The 14,404-nt window shown below is 65.9% G+C and carries 17 protein-coding genes; 7 read left to right on the top strand and 10 right to left on the bottom strand.

All coding sequences use genetic code 11. From position 1 onward, the window contains the following. The first annotated feature begins 284 nt into the window (after nt 1-284). Nucleotides 285-662, top strand: coding sequence for a hypothetical protein (locus tag AC5RWD_RS13330; protein ID WP_494020459.1), 378 nt, complete (start codon nt 285-287; stop codon nt 660-662). A gap of 74 nt (nt 663-736) precedes the next feature. Here AC5RWD_RS13330 and AC5RWD_RS13325 read toward each other — a convergent pair whose 3' ends face one another. From AC5RWD_RS13325 to AC5RWD_RS13300, 6 genes are all read right to left on the bottom strand, one after another. After that, entirely contained in the window at nt 737-1,045 is a 309-nt protein-coding gene (locus tag AC5RWD_RS13325; RefSeq protein ID WP_494020458.1) for a hypothetical protein, read from the bottom strand. A 297-nt stretch (nt 1,046-1,342) separates the two neighbouring features. Then, on the bottom strand, nt 1,343-1,696 hold the full coding sequence (locus AC5RWD_RS13320) for a GNAT family N-acetyltransferase (protein ID WP_494020457.1): 354 nt from the start codon (nt 1,694-1,696) through the stop codon (nt 1,343-1,345). Continuing rightward, nucleotides 1,693-3,006 (bottom strand): acyltransferase family protein, encoded by a 1,314-nt coding sequence (locus tag AC5RWD_RS13315; RefSeq protein WP_494020456.1) that lies wholly within the window; start codon nt 3,004-3,006, stop codon nt 1,693-1,695. Before AC5RWD_RS13315 ends, AC5RWD_RS13320 begins: the two co-directional genes overlap by 4 nt. Before the next feature lie 139 nt (nt 3,007-3,145). Beyond that, the gene (locus AC5RWD_RS13310) at nt 3,146-4,015 is read right to left on the bottom strand and encodes a class II fructose-bisphosphate aldolase (RefSeq protein ID WP_494020455.1); all 870 of its coding nucleotides are present in this window, start codon (nt 4,013-4,015) and stop codon (nt 3,146-3,148) included. Further along, nucleotides 4,015-4,923, bottom strand: coding sequence for an NAD(P)-dependent oxidoreductase (locus tag AC5RWD_RS13305; protein ID WP_494020454.1), 909 nt, complete (start codon nt 4,921-4,923; stop codon nt 4,015-4,017). Before AC5RWD_RS13305 ends, AC5RWD_RS13310 begins: the two co-directional genes overlap by 1 nt. Before the next feature lie 70 nt (nt 4,924-4,993). Next, a complete protein-coding gene (locus AC5RWD_RS13300; RefSeq protein WP_494020453.1) occupies nt 4,994-6,469 on the bottom strand; it encodes a four-carbon acid sugar kinase family protein in 1,476 nt (491 codons plus the stop codon). 159 nt (nt 6,470-6,628) lie between these two features. On the opposite strand from AC5RWD_RS13300, the gene AC5RWD_RS13295 reads away from it, so the two are divergent. Beyond that, entirely contained in the window at nt 6,629-7,330 is a 702-nt protein-coding gene (locus AC5RWD_RS13295) for a FadR/GntR family transcriptional regulator (RefSeq protein WP_494020452.1), read from the top strand. Nucleotides 7,331-7,405: 75 nt separating this feature from the next. After that, the gene (locus tag AC5RWD_RS13290; RefSeq protein WP_003799328.1) at nt 7,406-7,618 is read left to right on the top strand and encodes a dodecin; all 213 of its coding nucleotides are present in this window, start codon (nt 7,406-7,408) and stop codon (nt 7,616-7,618) included. Nucleotides 7,619-7,674: 56 nt separating this feature from the next. On the opposite strand, the gene AC5RWD_RS13285 is transcribed toward AC5RWD_RS13290, so the two are convergent. From AC5RWD_RS13285 to AC5RWD_RS13275, 3 genes are all read right to left on the bottom strand, one after another. Next, the gene (locus AC5RWD_RS13285; RefSeq protein ID WP_494020451.1) at nt 7,675-7,866 is read right to left on the bottom strand and encodes a hypothetical protein; all 192 of its coding nucleotides are present in this window, start codon (nt 7,864-7,866) and stop codon (nt 7,675-7,677) included. 178 nt (nt 7,867-8,044) lie between these two features. Next, nucleotides 8,045-8,257 (bottom strand): hypothetical protein, encoded by a 213-nt coding sequence (locus tag AC5RWD_RS13280; protein ID WP_494020450.1) that lies wholly within the window; start codon nt 8,255-8,257, stop codon nt 8,045-8,047. 152 nt (nt 8,258-8,409) lie between these two features. Further along, a complete protein-coding gene (locus AC5RWD_RS13275; protein WP_494020449.1) occupies nt 8,410-9,126 on the bottom strand; it encodes a CDP-alcohol phosphatidyltransferase family protein in 717 nt (238 codons plus the stop codon). Between the two features lie 167 nt (nt 9,127-9,293). Between AC5RWD_RS13275 and AC5RWD_RS13270 the strand changes: the two genes are divergently transcribed. The 4 genes from AC5RWD_RS13270 to AC5RWD_RS13255 all read left to right on the top strand — a co-directional run bounded on the left by AC5RWD_RS13270 (nt 9,294) and on the right by AC5RWD_RS13255 (nt 13,389). Continuing rightward, entirely contained in the window at nt 9,294-10,124 is an 831-nt protein-coding gene (locus tag AC5RWD_RS13270) for an aldo/keto reductase (protein WP_494020448.1), read from the top strand. 147 nt (nt 10,125-10,271) lie between these two features. Beyond that, entirely contained in the window at nt 10,272-10,535 is a 264-nt protein-coding gene (locus AC5RWD_RS13265; RefSeq protein ID WP_494020447.1) for a GlsB/YeaQ/YmgE family stress response membrane protein, read from the top strand. A 111-nt stretch (nt 10,536-10,646) separates the two neighbouring features. Beyond that, nucleotides 10,647-11,129: a hypothetical protein gene (locus AC5RWD_RS13260; protein ID WP_494020446.1), complete on the top strand. Its 483-nt coding sequence runs from the start codon at nt 10,647-10,649 to the stop codon at nt 11,127-11,129. Nucleotides 11,130-11,457: 328 nt separating this feature from the next. Continuing rightward, nucleotides 11,458-13,389 carry an HNH endonuclease signature motif containing protein gene (locus tag AC5RWD_RS13255; RefSeq protein WP_494020445.1) on the top strand — a complete coding sequence of 644 codons (1,932 nt, stop codon included), beginning with the start codon at nt 11,458-11,460 and terminating at the stop codon, nt 13,387-13,389. 86 nt (nt 13,390-13,475) lie between these two features. On the opposite strand, the gene AC5RWD_RS13250 is transcribed toward AC5RWD_RS13255, so the two are convergent. After that, nucleotides 13,476-14,285: a putative protein N(5)-glutamine methyltransferase gene (locus AC5RWD_RS13250; protein WP_494020444.1), complete on the bottom strand. Its 810-nt coding sequence runs from the start codon at nt 14,283-14,285 to the stop codon at nt 13,476-13,478. Nucleotides 14,286-14,404 lie beyond the last annotated feature (119 nt).

Here is a 14,404-nt window from a genome sequence, read left to right as displayed (position 1 = left end):
GTGATGTGCGCCAGGTACCAGCAGCGGGCACCAAGCAAGGATAGCCTTACTTAGGCGAGCCTTTTAGTCAAACTTCTATGATGTAATTCGTTCGAGCCGTGGAAAGTCAGGTAATTCAGGCGTTATCCGGGGTCATTGACTTTCCCGGCGTACCAGAAATGCACATACTGCCCACCCTGGACGGGCAGGGACGCCCAATCGAGACACGTTGGGACGGGCGGAGTAAGGTTTCTGCGGAGTAGAGTTTCTGCACAGGCGTCGACCACAGCAGGAAGAAGGGGGACATGTCCGCCAGTGAGCATGATCCTATAAATTTTCGGGAAGTGGATTCGCAGGGGCAGCCAACCGCGGGACCGTTGCAACCAGGCTACGCACCGTACGAGGCGGACTTCGGGCAGCGGCGCCGGCTGACCGTGAACCCATTCATTGTTGCGCTGTGGGTGCTCGTGGCACTTCTGCTGGTCTCACCTTTCGGTGTCTTCACGCTCGCACAGGAATCACTGAACTCGGGAACCGAACCTCAGGTCATGCCCGTGGGCTACATGTGGATCACGTTCGCGCCGCAGATACTGTTCGCCGGCCTCGTGGGAGCGCTCGGGCTGCTTTTCTGGCACGCAGCGCAATGGCAACGGAACCACGCAAAGCAGGCCCCGCCGTCGTAATCCCCCTAGCGAGAACGGACACTTAAGCACCCCGGCGCGAACGGACACTTGGGCACCCGCGCCCGACAGCGCAGCTACCGGGCAGAGACCTCGCTTGGGGCCGGATCATCCGAAACCGCGCCAGCCGGGCGGGCCGCACGGAGGCGGCGCCGGCTGAGTTCATTTGTGACCTGGATGTACCAGAAGCGGGCTCCGAAGGCAGGGCTTGGCGTATCCAAATGCCGGTACAGCCCGTCCGCCAGCCGGGCCAATTCCGCGTCCGGCATGGCAGCGAGGGATGCTGCCGGGTCCACAGCCTCGTTCAGGCAACCCTCCAGATGGCTGCGCGCTTCCCCGTCCGTCATGGCACCTGCCGCAGCATCAGTCATGGTCTCGTCGCTCATCGTTGGGTCAGTCAATGCCCCGTCAGCCATCACATCGCCCCCGACGCGTTCAGGCAGGAGGGTTCACGGAAGTCCGGAGTGACGTTCCGGGGACAATCAGCCCGCACCGGCACACGCAGTTCTTGATTCAAAGAGATCCCCAGATAGAGAGTCCTAAGGCCAACTGCATAGCCCTGCCCGATCGTACGGAAATGTCTCCCCGGCCACAAGTATCGCGTCTCACAAGTGCCGCTGCCCGGCGCGCGGCGGCTCAGCTCAGCCGCGGTTCGGCTCCGGGAGCCGGCCCGGAGGCGCGCTTCAGGTGCCGAGAAGGTTTGGCGCGGCCGCCTCGGGCCAGTCGATGCACTGCGTGTACACCTCGTGTTTGCGCAGGTAGCGGGCGGTAAACGGGCAGTGCGGAATGATCCGTTTACCCGCGGCCACAACATCGTCGAGGGCGAAGTGGATGAGCACCTTGGCCAGGCCCTGGCCCTGGAACTGCTCGGACGTCTGGGTGTGGATGAAATCCACGTGCCCGGGCTTGTCTTCGAACCTGACCTCCACCGCCAGCTTCCCGCCCACGTGCAGTTCGTAGCGGTGGAGCGCATCGTTCCGCAACGTGGTGACGTCCGGGGTGAAATGGTCCTCAGTGGCTGCCGTGTTCTCCGTCATGGTTCGACATTGGCACTTAATGGCTGTGCTGGCAATGGTCGAGTACCGCGGGCGGGAACGCGCCCCAGCAGCAGCACTGCCATTGCAAAGCAGGCGGCACCGCCGCCAAGGAGTCCCAGCGTCAGGCCGTTGACGGCGGCGTCAGCCACCGGCACAAAAACGACGACGACGGCGGTCACCACGGCGGCCGGTGCCCGGCCTCGTGAGTGCATGGCCGGCGTCGGCCGTTCCTCAAGCCGGCCGAACAGGAACACCGCCGGCAGCAGGAGGAGGACCACGCCGAGGAAAACGAGCGGGCGCGACCACCACCATCCGACGGTGCCCGAGGCGGGTTTGGGAAAGTCCGTCAGCAGCAGCAGCCCGGTCATGGCGGCCAGCAGCGGCAGGTGCCAGAGGTAGACCGTCATCGCGTGGCGCCCGGCAATGCCCACCACTGCGCGGATCCAGCGCACGGCTGCGAGAGCGTTCAACAACGGCCGGGTGAGCTGCAGGGCCGCCGCCTGCGAGATACCCAGCAGAACCAGGCTGAGGTTGGGCGGATTCAGGTTCACCAGCATGTTGTCCCGGTAGAGGCCCAGCACCACCAGGACCAGCATCAGCAGGTTGCTGGCGGCGATCAGCCCCATCAGTTGCGTCCTGCTCCACCGGTCCAGCCAGCCGTCCGCCATAAAGAACCCGAGCTGCTGCACCGCGCACCACACGAACACCATGTTGACGTATGCGAGCGTCGGGAAGGCGCCACGGAAGCAGTCCACGGTCACCACGAGCGCCAGCAGCCCCAGGAGCGTCAGCCACGGGGCACGCCGGTGCAGTCGCACCAGGAGCGGAATGTTTAACTGGGCGGCCAGATAGGCCGCGAGGAACCACAGCGGCATCCCCGCCCCGCTGGCCAGCAGCTGCACCACCTGCGAATCCACACCGGCCAGCAGCGCACCCCAGAGGCCAACGAACATTGCCGCGAGCAGGGCTGCGGCCGGGCGGACCAGGCGCAGCAGCCGGGACTGGACGAACTCAAAGCCGCTGCCGCCGCGCGCCCGCATGCGCCGCCAGGACTGCGCCCCCGTGATGCCCCCGGCCACAAAGAACAGCGGCATCACCATGAAGACCCAGATGACCGGCTCGAACCAGTCCTGCTCGGCCAGGGTGTTTTCGGTGGTGACAGTGCCGTCGGGGTGCAGTACCGGGCTGGTCATCATGCAGTGACCCACCACCACAAGGGCAAGGCAGATAAAGCGCGCGAGATCGATGGCCTGGTCGCGGGCGGTCGCGGCTGTTTCCGTTGCCGCCGCCGGCTCCGGGGAATCCTTCATGGCGCCCCCACCACTGGAACTCGCTTACGTCGTTGTAGTTTCCATTGTGCGCCAACTTGCCCCGCATGTGGCGTCCTGCAGGTTTTGTAGGCTTACTGGCTGCTGAACGGCCCGCGACCCCGGGATACAGAGACCAGCGTCAGCGGCTGAGGATTGCGAGCGTGCTCGTGCCGAAGCCCTTCGCGGCGCCGTTCCACCGGGCCAGGAGCCCCTGCAGGTTCTCACCGTCGGCCCGGTGCGCAGGAAGCTCTTCCTCAAGCGTGGCGAGGACGCCGGTGCGGAGTTCGGTGTTGAAGTTGACCTTGCCCACGTTCATGGCAGGCGCTTTGGCCAGTTCATTCGCCGGAATACCCGAGGCACCATGAAGCACCAGCGGGATGTGCGTGCGCACGGCAATGTCCTGCAGGACGTCCCAGCGCAGCCGCGGCTCGCCCTTGTACTTCCCGTGGACGTTGCCCACGGCCACGGCGAGCAGCTGCGCGCCCGTCCGTGCCACGAAGTCTTCCACCTGGGCGGAGTCGGTCAGGCCGGCAACCTCGTTGCCTGCCCCCTCGGTCTCCGCTCCGAAGGCCTTGTCCTCGTCGCCGGCGAGGCCGCCGAGTTCAGCCTCCAGGACCACGCCCGAATGACCGTGCCCCTGGAGCGCCGAACGCACGGCACAAACCAGCGCAATGTTGTCTTCGTACGGAAGTGCCGAGCCGTCTGCCAGGACGGAGTCCGCCCCCGCAGCGACGGCGGCGGTGATGACATCCAGGTCCGTAGCGTGGTCCAACTGCACGGCAACGGGCACGGAGGCGGCGTCGGCCAGGCCCCGGAGCGCGGAGATGAGCCTCAGTCCGTTGGCTGTTGCGGCGGTCTTGGGCGCCACCAGCAGGATGATGCCGCGCTTTGTTTCCTCGGCGGCGCTCACCACCGCCAGGGCCGTGGTGAAGTCGTAGCAGGTAAACGCCGGCACGGCCGACCCCCGCTTGAGGGCGGATACCACCAGCTCATCGAGTTGTGCCCGCATCAGCCTTCCCCGACGGTGCGCTTGGTGGGGGCGACCACCTTGATGACGGCGGAGTCGTCAGCGGCGGCCAGCCCGTGGGCCTGGCCCAGCAGGTACAGCTGCTCGGCTGCGGCGGCCACGGGGGTGGCCAGACCGGCACTGCGCGTGGCCTTGCCTACGATGCCCATGTCCTTGACGAAGATGTCCAGGCGGCTGAGCACCTCGGCGCCCTCGTCCGTGTAGGCCTCCAGGATGCGCGGTCCGCGGTTGGACAGCATGAAGGAGCCCGCGGCGCCTGCCTCCAGGGCGGCCAGGGTCTTCGCCTGGTCCAGGCCCAGGGCGTCGGCGAGCGCCATTGCCTCAGCGGCAGCCGCGATGTGGATGCCGCACAGCAGCTGGTTGACGGTCTTCAGAGCCTGGCCGTCACCTGGCTTGTCGCCCACCACGGTCAGGGTGGAGGCGAGCAGCTCCAGGACCGGACGCGCCGATGCCAGTGACTTGGGTTCGGCTCCGACGACGATCAGCAGGTCGCCCTCGCCTGCACGCTTCGGGCCGCCGGACAGCGGGGCGTCCACGAGCCCGACGCCGAACTCAGCCAGGCGGGCGACGGTCGAGGGAATGGCTTCGGTGCCGACAGTGCTGGTCAGGATCACGACGGCGCCCGGCTTCAGCACCGAGGCCACGCCGTTCCCGCCGAACAGGACGTCGTCGAGCTGTTCGCTGTTGCGCACGGCGAGCAGCAGGGCGTCAGTATCCTGGGCGGCGTCGCGTGCGGAAGCGAAGGTCTTCACACCGGATTCTTCGGCGAGGCGCAGGCGCGGTTCGGCGATGTCGAACCCGTGGACGGTCAGCTGGCTGGCGAGGCGGGTGGCCATGGGCAGGCCCATGGCGCCCAGGCCGAGGACGGTGACTGTGTAATTCGAGGACATGGTGTTCTCCAGGGAAAGTGGCTTTGTTGCGGGAAGCCGGGGACCCCGGCGGCGAGGGCCCCGGTGGGGACTAGAACGTGTTGCTGAGCTTGCTGGTGACCTGGGCGAGCGACTCGTCATCACCGACGTTGCCGGCAAAAACGATGTAGGGGATCCCCTTGGCCGGGCCGTCGACCGGCTCCCACAGGCTCACAATGCCGGGCAGCATCGGCCCGCGGACGATCGCGTGCCGGATCTCCAGCCCGTGCGCGGCAACGTCCGAGGACGTGATGCCGCCCTTGGCGATGACGAACCGCGGCGGGAAGGTCTTCAGCGTCCGGTTCACCACGGCAACGACGGCGGCGGACACGGTGCGCGCGATCCGCAGGCTTTCGGCCGGGTCATCGGTCTTGATGAGCAGGCGGCTCGTGTGGACGATGACGTCCCCGGCGCGCAGTGCTTCCACAACGGCGTCCACCGTCTGGTCAAGGTAGGCGGCCGCATCCTCGCCCAGGAGCTTTTCGACGTCGATCTCCACAATGCGGGCACTGCCGTGACGGTCGGTGAGCACCTTGAGCTGCCTGGTGGTCACGCCCACATGCGAGCCGACCACGATCAGGCCGCCGGCTTCCGAAGGGGTGTTGCCGGCGTAGGCTTCCTCGCCGCTGAGCTCTTGCCGAATGTCCTGGCCGATCCGGGCGCGCATGAACGGAGGGCCAACCCGGTAGAGCAGCGTCTTGCCGCGGCGCTCGGCCTCCTCCAGTCCCAGCGCCAGCGCGCGCATGTCGTTTTCCGTGACAATGTCCACCACGATGGGCGTGGACTGCGTGGCCGGCTCGATGGCGTCAGCAATTGCCTTGGCCGATACCTCGGCATCCCCGGTGGCGGAACCGGCGCGGATGATGTTCAGGTCCAGCACGATCACGGAGTCTGCGGCGAACCGCCCCTGCGACTTCTCTTCCACGTACTTGGCCATCTCGGAGTTGGCGAAGCCGAAGGTGGCGTCCTTGGCGAATTCGGTCTCGGCGACGGGGGTCAGCTGGCCGGCCTCCGGTCCGCGGGTGTAGTGGACACCGCCAATGGTGATGCGGCCGGCGTCGGGAAAGGCGGGAACCATCACGACGCCGTCGGTGGCTTCTCCGCTCTCGGCCGCCACCGTGGCGGCGATGACGTCCGGTTCCAGGGGGAAGTGGCCACGGAGGGTCGAGTCGCTGCGGCTCACAAAGCCGAGGTGTATCCCACCCTCGTCATCACGGGCGGCGGCCAGGGCGTTGCGGACCACCTCTTCGTTACGTGCGGCCGCCTCCGCGGGATCGAGGCTGCGGGTGTTCGTCAGCACGTACACGGCTGGCTTACCCTGATGGAGAGCCCACTGGAAGTCCTCGACTTCCCAGCGGGTGAGCACAGGGAGATCCGCCACTGACTGCGTGCCGGTGGGATCGTCGTCGAGCACCACGAGGACGCGCGGGGACGTGGCGGCCGTGGCTGCTACAGCGTCTGCGACCTGGCGGGCAGGGATGTGGAGCTCGGCGGGAAAGGCGGCCAGGACGTCGGATTCGAGGGGCACTGTGCACTCCGTTGTGTCGAAACTGTCTTGCGGATGAATTGTCAGATGTCAGACATCTGGTGTTTGATGCTAGTGTGGCATAACGCACACCACGTGCGCAAGTACACTTTTGGCAGAGATTCCCCGGCCGCAAAAGGCCGCACACGCTGAATGGAAGAAATGGCACGCAAATCATTGGTGGGCGTCGTCGCCGACGAACTCCTTGACCGCATCATCGCCGGCGAGTTTCCGCCGGGCAGCAGCGTGCCGGGAGAACTGGAACTCAGCGCCCGGCACGACGTCAGCCGCATGACGGTGCGTGAGGCGATGAAGACCCTTGAGGCGCAGCGTATCCTCAGCGTGGAACGGGGCCGCGGCACGTTCGTCAACCCGCTGAACCGCTGGTCGTCACTCGAAGCAGTGCTGCGCGCCGCCTCCGAGGGCCAGAACGGGTCGGCCGCCGCGGTCCAGCTGATCGAGTTGCGCCGGATGCTGGAAACAGGCGCCTGCGAGCTGGCGGCCCAGCGCATCACCGACGCCGAACTCGAAGGCCTTCGGGACTGCGTGGCGGAGATGCAGAAGGCGCACCAGGACAATGACGTGGCGAGCTTTGTCGCGGCCGACCTGGCTTTCCACGACCAAATCCTGCACGCGTCCGAGAACGTCTTCGTGGCAGTCCTCTTCGAACCGCTGCACCGCGTTCTCGAAAAGGGGCGGACCGAAACCTCGAAGGTGCCTGACATCCAGGAGCATGCGATCGGGCACCACCAGAACATTTTCGAGGCGCTGGCTGCCCGGGATCCGCAGCAGGCACGCAAGGCCATGGACGCCCACATGCAGCAGACCCTCGAGGACCTTCGAAGCTACGTGCTCGAAGCCTAGTCCCCGGGCGCCTCGTCCGATACTCTGCAGGAACGGCCCGCAGCCGGGTATCGATGGCGATCACGAGGAGCGAAGATGTCTAATAACACCTACAGCATTTCTGAAATTGTCGGGACCTCGACCGAAGGCGTCGACGCGGCTGTCCGCAACGGCATTTCCGACGCCGCAAAGACCCTGCGGAACCTGGACTGGTTCGAGGTCAAGGAAATCCGCGGCCATCTCGAAAACGGCCAGGTGGCGGACTGGCAGGTCACCCTCAAGCTCGGATTCCGCCTGGAGCGGGACTGATCGTCACGACCAAGTAATGCGGCGCCGGCTGTAATCAGCCGGCGCCGCATCATTTGCTAATCCTGACCGGCAGCACTCCGGCGCCACACCGTGGGCAGCCCGCGGAACGCGGGAAATACCTGTCCTTCAAAGAAGGCGTGCGCCTCGTCCGGCGCGTCGGCGGGTGCCCACATTCCCGACGCCGGGCAGTGGGTTCCGGTCGAAGCGGACGGTGTCTGGCGTTCCCGAAGCAGTGCGATGCGTTTCATCGTTGAAGGTCATCCTTGGGTCGGAGGGCTGAGAGAAGTTCTCCTCCAAGGCTAGGAAACGCACCAGACCGGCCCAATGGACGAATGGATAGAATCCCGCCCTCCGGCTGGGCATCAGCACAGGCCACGCCGGAGTTTCGGAATGAGCTACCGCCGGGCGGAAATGCCGAGCCAGTGGCTAGCGGGTAGGCGGTCGCTGGGGATCCTCCAGAGCGGGCTCATCAGGTTCGCCGTCGGGGCCCGTGGGTGGCCCCGGACTGTCCTGGGGCGGAACTGCGGGTTCCTCCAGGGGCGGGTCCTGGTTGGGGTCGAAGGGGAATCCCCCGCGTGAACCATCATCCTCAGGCTGGTCCGTCTGGTTCTGCTCGGGATCGGCGGGCGTTTCGCTCATGGTCTGGATCCTTAGCTGTTGGAGGGCCAGCATTTATGTCCGGCCGGGCCACTTCAAGGATTACCAGCGCCGCCGTGGTTAGTCCAGAGCAGCACCTCCTGCGTCTGCGTGGTCGTGCGTGCAGCGCCGGCGTTGCCAGTTGAGCAGGGCCGTCAGTTCACCAGTTCGCTGCTGGGGCGGCGGCCGGTCCACTTGCGGCGCCCTTGCTCCAGTTCGACGACGTCCCGGCCAAACGAGGCCACCAGCGCCACGAGCGCCACGACACCGGCAGCCATGCCGATGCCGCCGGGCATGCCCGGCGTGAGCGCCAGCAGCAAGGCGAAGGGCTGGAAGGCGCCGATCACCTTGCGCAACTTCTTGACGGGCAGCGTTCGTTTCAGCTCAGGCCTGAACCACCCGGCGGCAACAAATGCGTACCACATGAGCCCGATCGCCAGCACCCAGGCACCGACGACAGGAACTGCTGCGCATGACAGCACGAGGACCAGTGCTGCGTCGGTCTGAACGTCCAGCCGGCCTCCCGCCGGGCTCACGCAGACGAATCTCCGCGCCACGGCTCCGTCCACCGCGTCAAGAATAAAAGCCGCCGCACCCAGTGCCACCACCGGCATGCCGGGCCCGGTTCCGCCAAACAACGCCGGAACCGTCGCCGCCGCACAGCATGCAACCAAGGCTGCGCGAACCAGGGTAACGCGGTCCGCGGCGGTGGTCACCCGAGGCTTGCGATTGAAGATTGAAGCCGCAGCATTTCCCACCACGGCCAGTCCTGCACCTATGGCGGCGAGGAAGTACGCTGCTTCGGCGCCGGTAGCGGTCAGGATCCAACTCCCGGACACAAGAAAACCAGCTATGGCGACGGCTACGTCCACCAGAGCACGCCTACCGAGCAAGACCTGCATATGCCTCCCTTGCGCTCATCGTAACAACAGGCGGCCCCTAAGCATTCCCCGGCTGACCTCGGAAGATAGCCGAGACGTGACTCAAGCCGGCAAACGGGGTCTGGGCAAACCGGCCCCGATGGGAAAGACTCTTCCGCATGGCACTCGCACCAGTCATCGAGCTGAACGACGGCAACCGGATACCTCAGATCGGCCTTGGCACCTGGCCTCTGAACGACCGGGAGGTGAGTGACGCCGTCGTACGGGCCGCGGAAGCCGGGTACCGGCATATCGATACCGCCGTGCGGTACGGGAACGAGGCCGGCGTCGGATCCGGCATCCGAGCCAGCGGCCTGGACCGGGCGGAATTCTTCATCACCACCAAGCTGGACGGCGAATTCCAGGGCGAGGACCTGGCCGTGGCTGGCCTTGAAGGCTCACTGAAGCGTCTGAATCTGGACTATGTGGACTTGCTGCTGATCCACTGGCCGCTCCCCCGCCGCGGAGATTTCATCTCCACGTGGAAGACCTTTGAGCGGCTGCAGGGCGAAGGGAAGGCCCGGTCGATCGGCGTGTCCAACTTCAAGCCGGCCCATCTGGAACAGCTCATGTGGGAGACCGACGTTGTGCCGGCCGTGAACCAGATCCAGCTCAACCCGTCCGTGACCCGCTCAGCGGATTGCGCCTACAACGAGCGGCACGGGATCGCCACCGAATCGTACAGCCCGCTGGGCGCAGGGTCAGGCCTGCTGTCCGCGCCCGTTCTGGCCCGGATCGCCGGCAAACACGGCCGGACGGTGAGCCAGGTGGTGTTGCGCTGGCACGTCCAGCAGGGGCTGGTGGCCATCCCCAAATCCGCAGATCCCCAGCGAATGAAGGAGAACATCGAGGTCTTCGATTTCGCCTTGGACGAGGAGGACCTGACCGCCATCAGCACCCTCGATGAAGGCCCCGAGGCGGGCGTAAATTCCGACGTCCAAGGCCACTGACTCACCGGCCCGAGGGTGCGGTGCCAGCCGCTCCTGACCCGAAGGCGACTGGAGAAAAAATAGTAAGCATGTTTAGTATTAGGGAGAAGGACGAAGCGTATCCGGCAATCCGGGTAACTCCTTTAGCGGAAGAAGGAACGATAAAAGATGGGTTTTCTCGCATTTCTGATTCTTGGCCTCATTGCTGGAGCCATTGCTAAGGCCATCCTCCCCGGCCGGCAGGGCGGCGGCATTTTCATCACGCTTCTCCTCGGCGTGGTTGGCGCACTTCTTGGCGGCTTTATCGGCAGCGCACTCTTTGGGGTACAGCTCAACGAGTTCTTCTCGCTGTCCACCTGGCTGCTGGCGATCGGTGGCGCACTTATCGTGCTGCTGGTCTACGGCATGATCACCAAGCGTACGGCCCGCTAGACAGGGCAGTGCCGGAACCGGCTCCGGGAAACCTCCCGGGGCCGGTTCCCTACACCAGGCCCAATCGGGCCCATCAAATCGTACAAATCCCCTCAAGAGTAGGAGATCATCATGAAATCCAAACTTCTCTTCGGCGCCGGAATCGCTGCAGGCTACGTGCTCGGATCCAGGTCCGGCCGGGCAGCGTACGACAAACTCAAAGCAAGGGCCGCCGGCATCTGGGACAGCAAGCCGGTCCAGGACAAAGTCACGGCAGCAACCGAAGCCGTCAAGGAAAAGGCCCCTGAGGTCGGTGACCAGTTGGCCGAAGCCGCGCGCCGGGCAGGAACAGTACTTGGTTCGGCCATGCACCGCGATGCTCCGAAGTCGGGTGACGGCGGCACCGCTTCAGCCGGCGCTGCATCCGCAGCCGGTACATCCACAGACAGCGGGCACGTGCCCGCCCACAGCACACATCCGGAGACGGTCAACCTCGGAACCTCCGATGTGGAGTCCGATCCGGCGCGCAACGACAGCACGGGTCAGGACTGGTCGGATGAGGGCGGGGCCACTCCCACCGGGGCCGCCACCAACGTCAATCCGGACAAGCAGTAGCTCCAGAGTTGGCTGCTTGGGCCTGCATCCCGGGCGGTGCGGGCAAGAACTAAAAATGTCAGATCCCTCTGACAATGTTTTCCCATGGAAGCCATCGGGGAAAACGCAGACGGTATGTCAGGCCGGGCAAAACTGCCCGGCCTGCGTGCTGCCCGGCTGCGCGGCCGCGGGCTTCGTAGTGTCCCCGCTTCCGGGCGTCCGGCTCCTGCCGGATCAGGCACCGCCGTTGCGGACATCTTCGTCCGACGGCGGTGCTGCCGCCGGCGTTTTCGCGCATGTGCCCCCGGTCACTTCAAAAAATGTCAGACCCCGTTGAGATAGTTTTCCTGTGGAAGCCATTGGGGAACAGCGAGCGAATACCGCAGCCGGGACGGACGTCTCCGGCCTGAGTGCGGCTGCTTTGCTGCGGGGCCGCGGGTTGCGCAGCGTTCCCGGTGCCGGTTTCCGTTCTGCCGCCGTTGTCCAGGACGCGGTTGTTAAGGACGCGGTTGTTAAGGACGGATCGGACGGCGGTGCTGCCGCCGGCTTCGCCACTACTGGGCTGGCTTCCACAGCGCTGGCAACCCCTGACTTAGAGACGGTCCTGGCGTTGCTGGACTCCGCAACCACCGCGGCGCAGGAGGAACTGGCCGCAGCCAACTTCGGCCAGGCGGCAGACTTTGCTGATCTCGCCGAGAAAGTCTCCCGCCGCATCGAGCACCTCCAGCTGCTGGCCGCCGCGGCCGTGGATCGGACGCGGGCCGAGGCCATCAACGCCGCCGAAACGGCCAGCCGCGCGGCCGGCTGGACCACCGGCTGGACCACCGAACCCGAACCCGCCACAGCCGACGCTGAATCCTCCACAGCTGGTGTGCCGGCGGGTGCGGTGGCCTGGTCCCCGGCCGATGACGGGTCCCGGAACACCGCCGAGTTCCTCCGCACCCGGCTACGGATCAGCACCTCCGAAGCCCGCCGCCGCCTCGCCCTGGCCAACGCCACCCTGCCGCGCACCGGACTCGCCGGCCGGCCCATGCCACCGGCCCACGAAGAAACCGCCGCCGCCCTCACCGCCGGAATCATCTCCTCCCGCGCCGGAACCATCATCACCACCGCCCTGGACAAAGTCCGCCACATCCCCGACCCCGCCGCGATCGCCCAAATGGAACACAACCTCACCCACACCGCGATCGAAAACGACCACGACTTCCTCACCCGCATCGCCCACCGCTGGATCGATGCCCTGGACCAGGACGGCACCGAACCCAGCGAAGAAACCCTCCGCCACCGCCAAGGCGTCTTCCTCCACCACAAACGCGGCGGCCTGCACCACCTCGAAGTCCACGCCACCACCGACCAATTCGAAGTCCTCACCACCATCATGAACACCGCCACCAACCCCCGCGCCACCACACCCAACAGTGGAAATGGCAGCGCGGCCGCAGCGGACCTCGACGCGGTCTTCAACGCCTCCGCCCGGGAACCTGACCTGGACCGCCGCACCCTCGCCCAACAACGCCTCGACGGCCTCGTGGGCGGCTGCAAAGCGGCCCTCGCCGCCGGCACCCTGCCCACCACCGGCGGACTCCGCCCCCAAGTCATGGTCACCATCTCCTACCAGGACCTCCTCAACAGCATCCAAACCACCGCCAACCAAGGCCCCCGCTACAACAAAACCCGAACCACCAACAACCCCGCCACCCGACCAACAAACAACACCCGGCCAACCAGCGAACCCCGGCCCCGGACAGGCACCGGCGACACCTGGCCTCCCTCCGGAGCTGATACCGTTCCGGGCACCGGTCCCAGCAACACGTTCCCGGGCACCAACTTCCCAGGCACCGCGCTGCCCGGCACACAAACCGGCAGCGGAACCTTCACCTACACCGGCCCCATCACCGCCTCCACCATCCGCAAAATCGCCTGCGACGCCGACATCATCCCCATCCTCCTCGGCACCGAAGGACGCATCCTCGACATCGGCCGCACCACACGGGTCTTCCCGCCCCACATCCGCAAAGCCCTCTCCGCCCGCGACCAAGGCTGCGCCTTCCCCAACTGCACCATCCCCGCCTCCTGGTGCGAAGCCCACCACATCACCTACTGGTCACAAGGCGGGACAACCAGCACCGACAACGGCGCCCTCCTCTGCACCCACCACCACCACCTGATCCACAAAGAACAGTGGAAAATCCACGTCAAAAACGGCACCCCCTGGTTCATTCCGCCACCCCACATCGACCCCCGCCGACAACCCAGACAAAACCACCACCACAAAACATGAACCAGCAGTTGTGGCTTCGCCGCAATGCTCGGGAGTTGCAGCCGCTCCCCGCGTCGGCTTTGCGACCTACTAGTCCGCTGCGCGGCCTACAGCAGCTTCCCGGCCACGGCTGTCGCGTCGAGATCGGCTGACGTGGCGAGCCGTGGGGTCAGTCCCCCAGTGACCATGGCCGCTGCAGTAACGGGAGCCTGCAGCCGGCTCGTTTCGATGAGAAGGTGTCCACCCGGCCTGAGCCAGGCCGCGGCTTCCGCGATGACGCGGCGCTGGATGTCGAGCCCGTCTGGCCCTCCGTCGAGCGACACCCGTGGCTCGTGCACGCGGGCTTCAGGAGGCATGCTGCTAATTGAAGCCGTGGGCACATACGGCGCATTCACGACCAAGATCTCAACATTGCCCCTGAGCCGGGCAGGCAGCGCCGAGTAAAGGTCACCTTCATGGACCACACCGCCCACCGACAGTAGGTTGAGGCGGGCGCACCGCACCGCAGCGGGGTCGACGTCGGAAGCGTGCACCTCAATGCCGGGCATCAGTGCCGCCAACGCGGCTCCCACAGCCCCGGAGCCGCAGCACAGGTCTACAACAACCGGAGGGGTCGACGATGGCTCCGCGGACGTGGCGGCAAGGAGAGCGGCAGCCTCGCGGACCAGCAGTTCCGTCCGGCGGCGCGGAACAAAAACGCCGGCCTCGACCTTGATCCGCGAGCCGCAAAACTCGGCCCAGCCAAGGATGTGCTCGAGCGGGAACCCGTCGGTCCGCCGCTGCACAGCGTTGAGCAGCTCATTGGGGGCCAGGCCTGCGGAAAAGAGGAGGTCCGCTTCGTCCTCGGCAAAGACGCAGCCGGCGGCGCGCAGCCTTCTGATGACGGTGGGGCGGGTAAGGGGTGAGTGAACAGGCATGGATGCGTCCTTCGATTGAATGATGGGCGCTCCATGCATCCGTCCTACTAACCTTGGCGGTCCGTAACGCGGCGAGCAGGGAGAACCCAGGCTGGCATTGCGTGAATTGTTCTCACCTC

The sequence above is a fragment of the Arthrobacter sp. CMU6 genome (genome assembly GCF_059090205.1).
The sequence above is the reverse complement of the archived record's forward strand: the minus strand, read 5'-3'. Positions and strand labels throughout refer to the sequence as shown.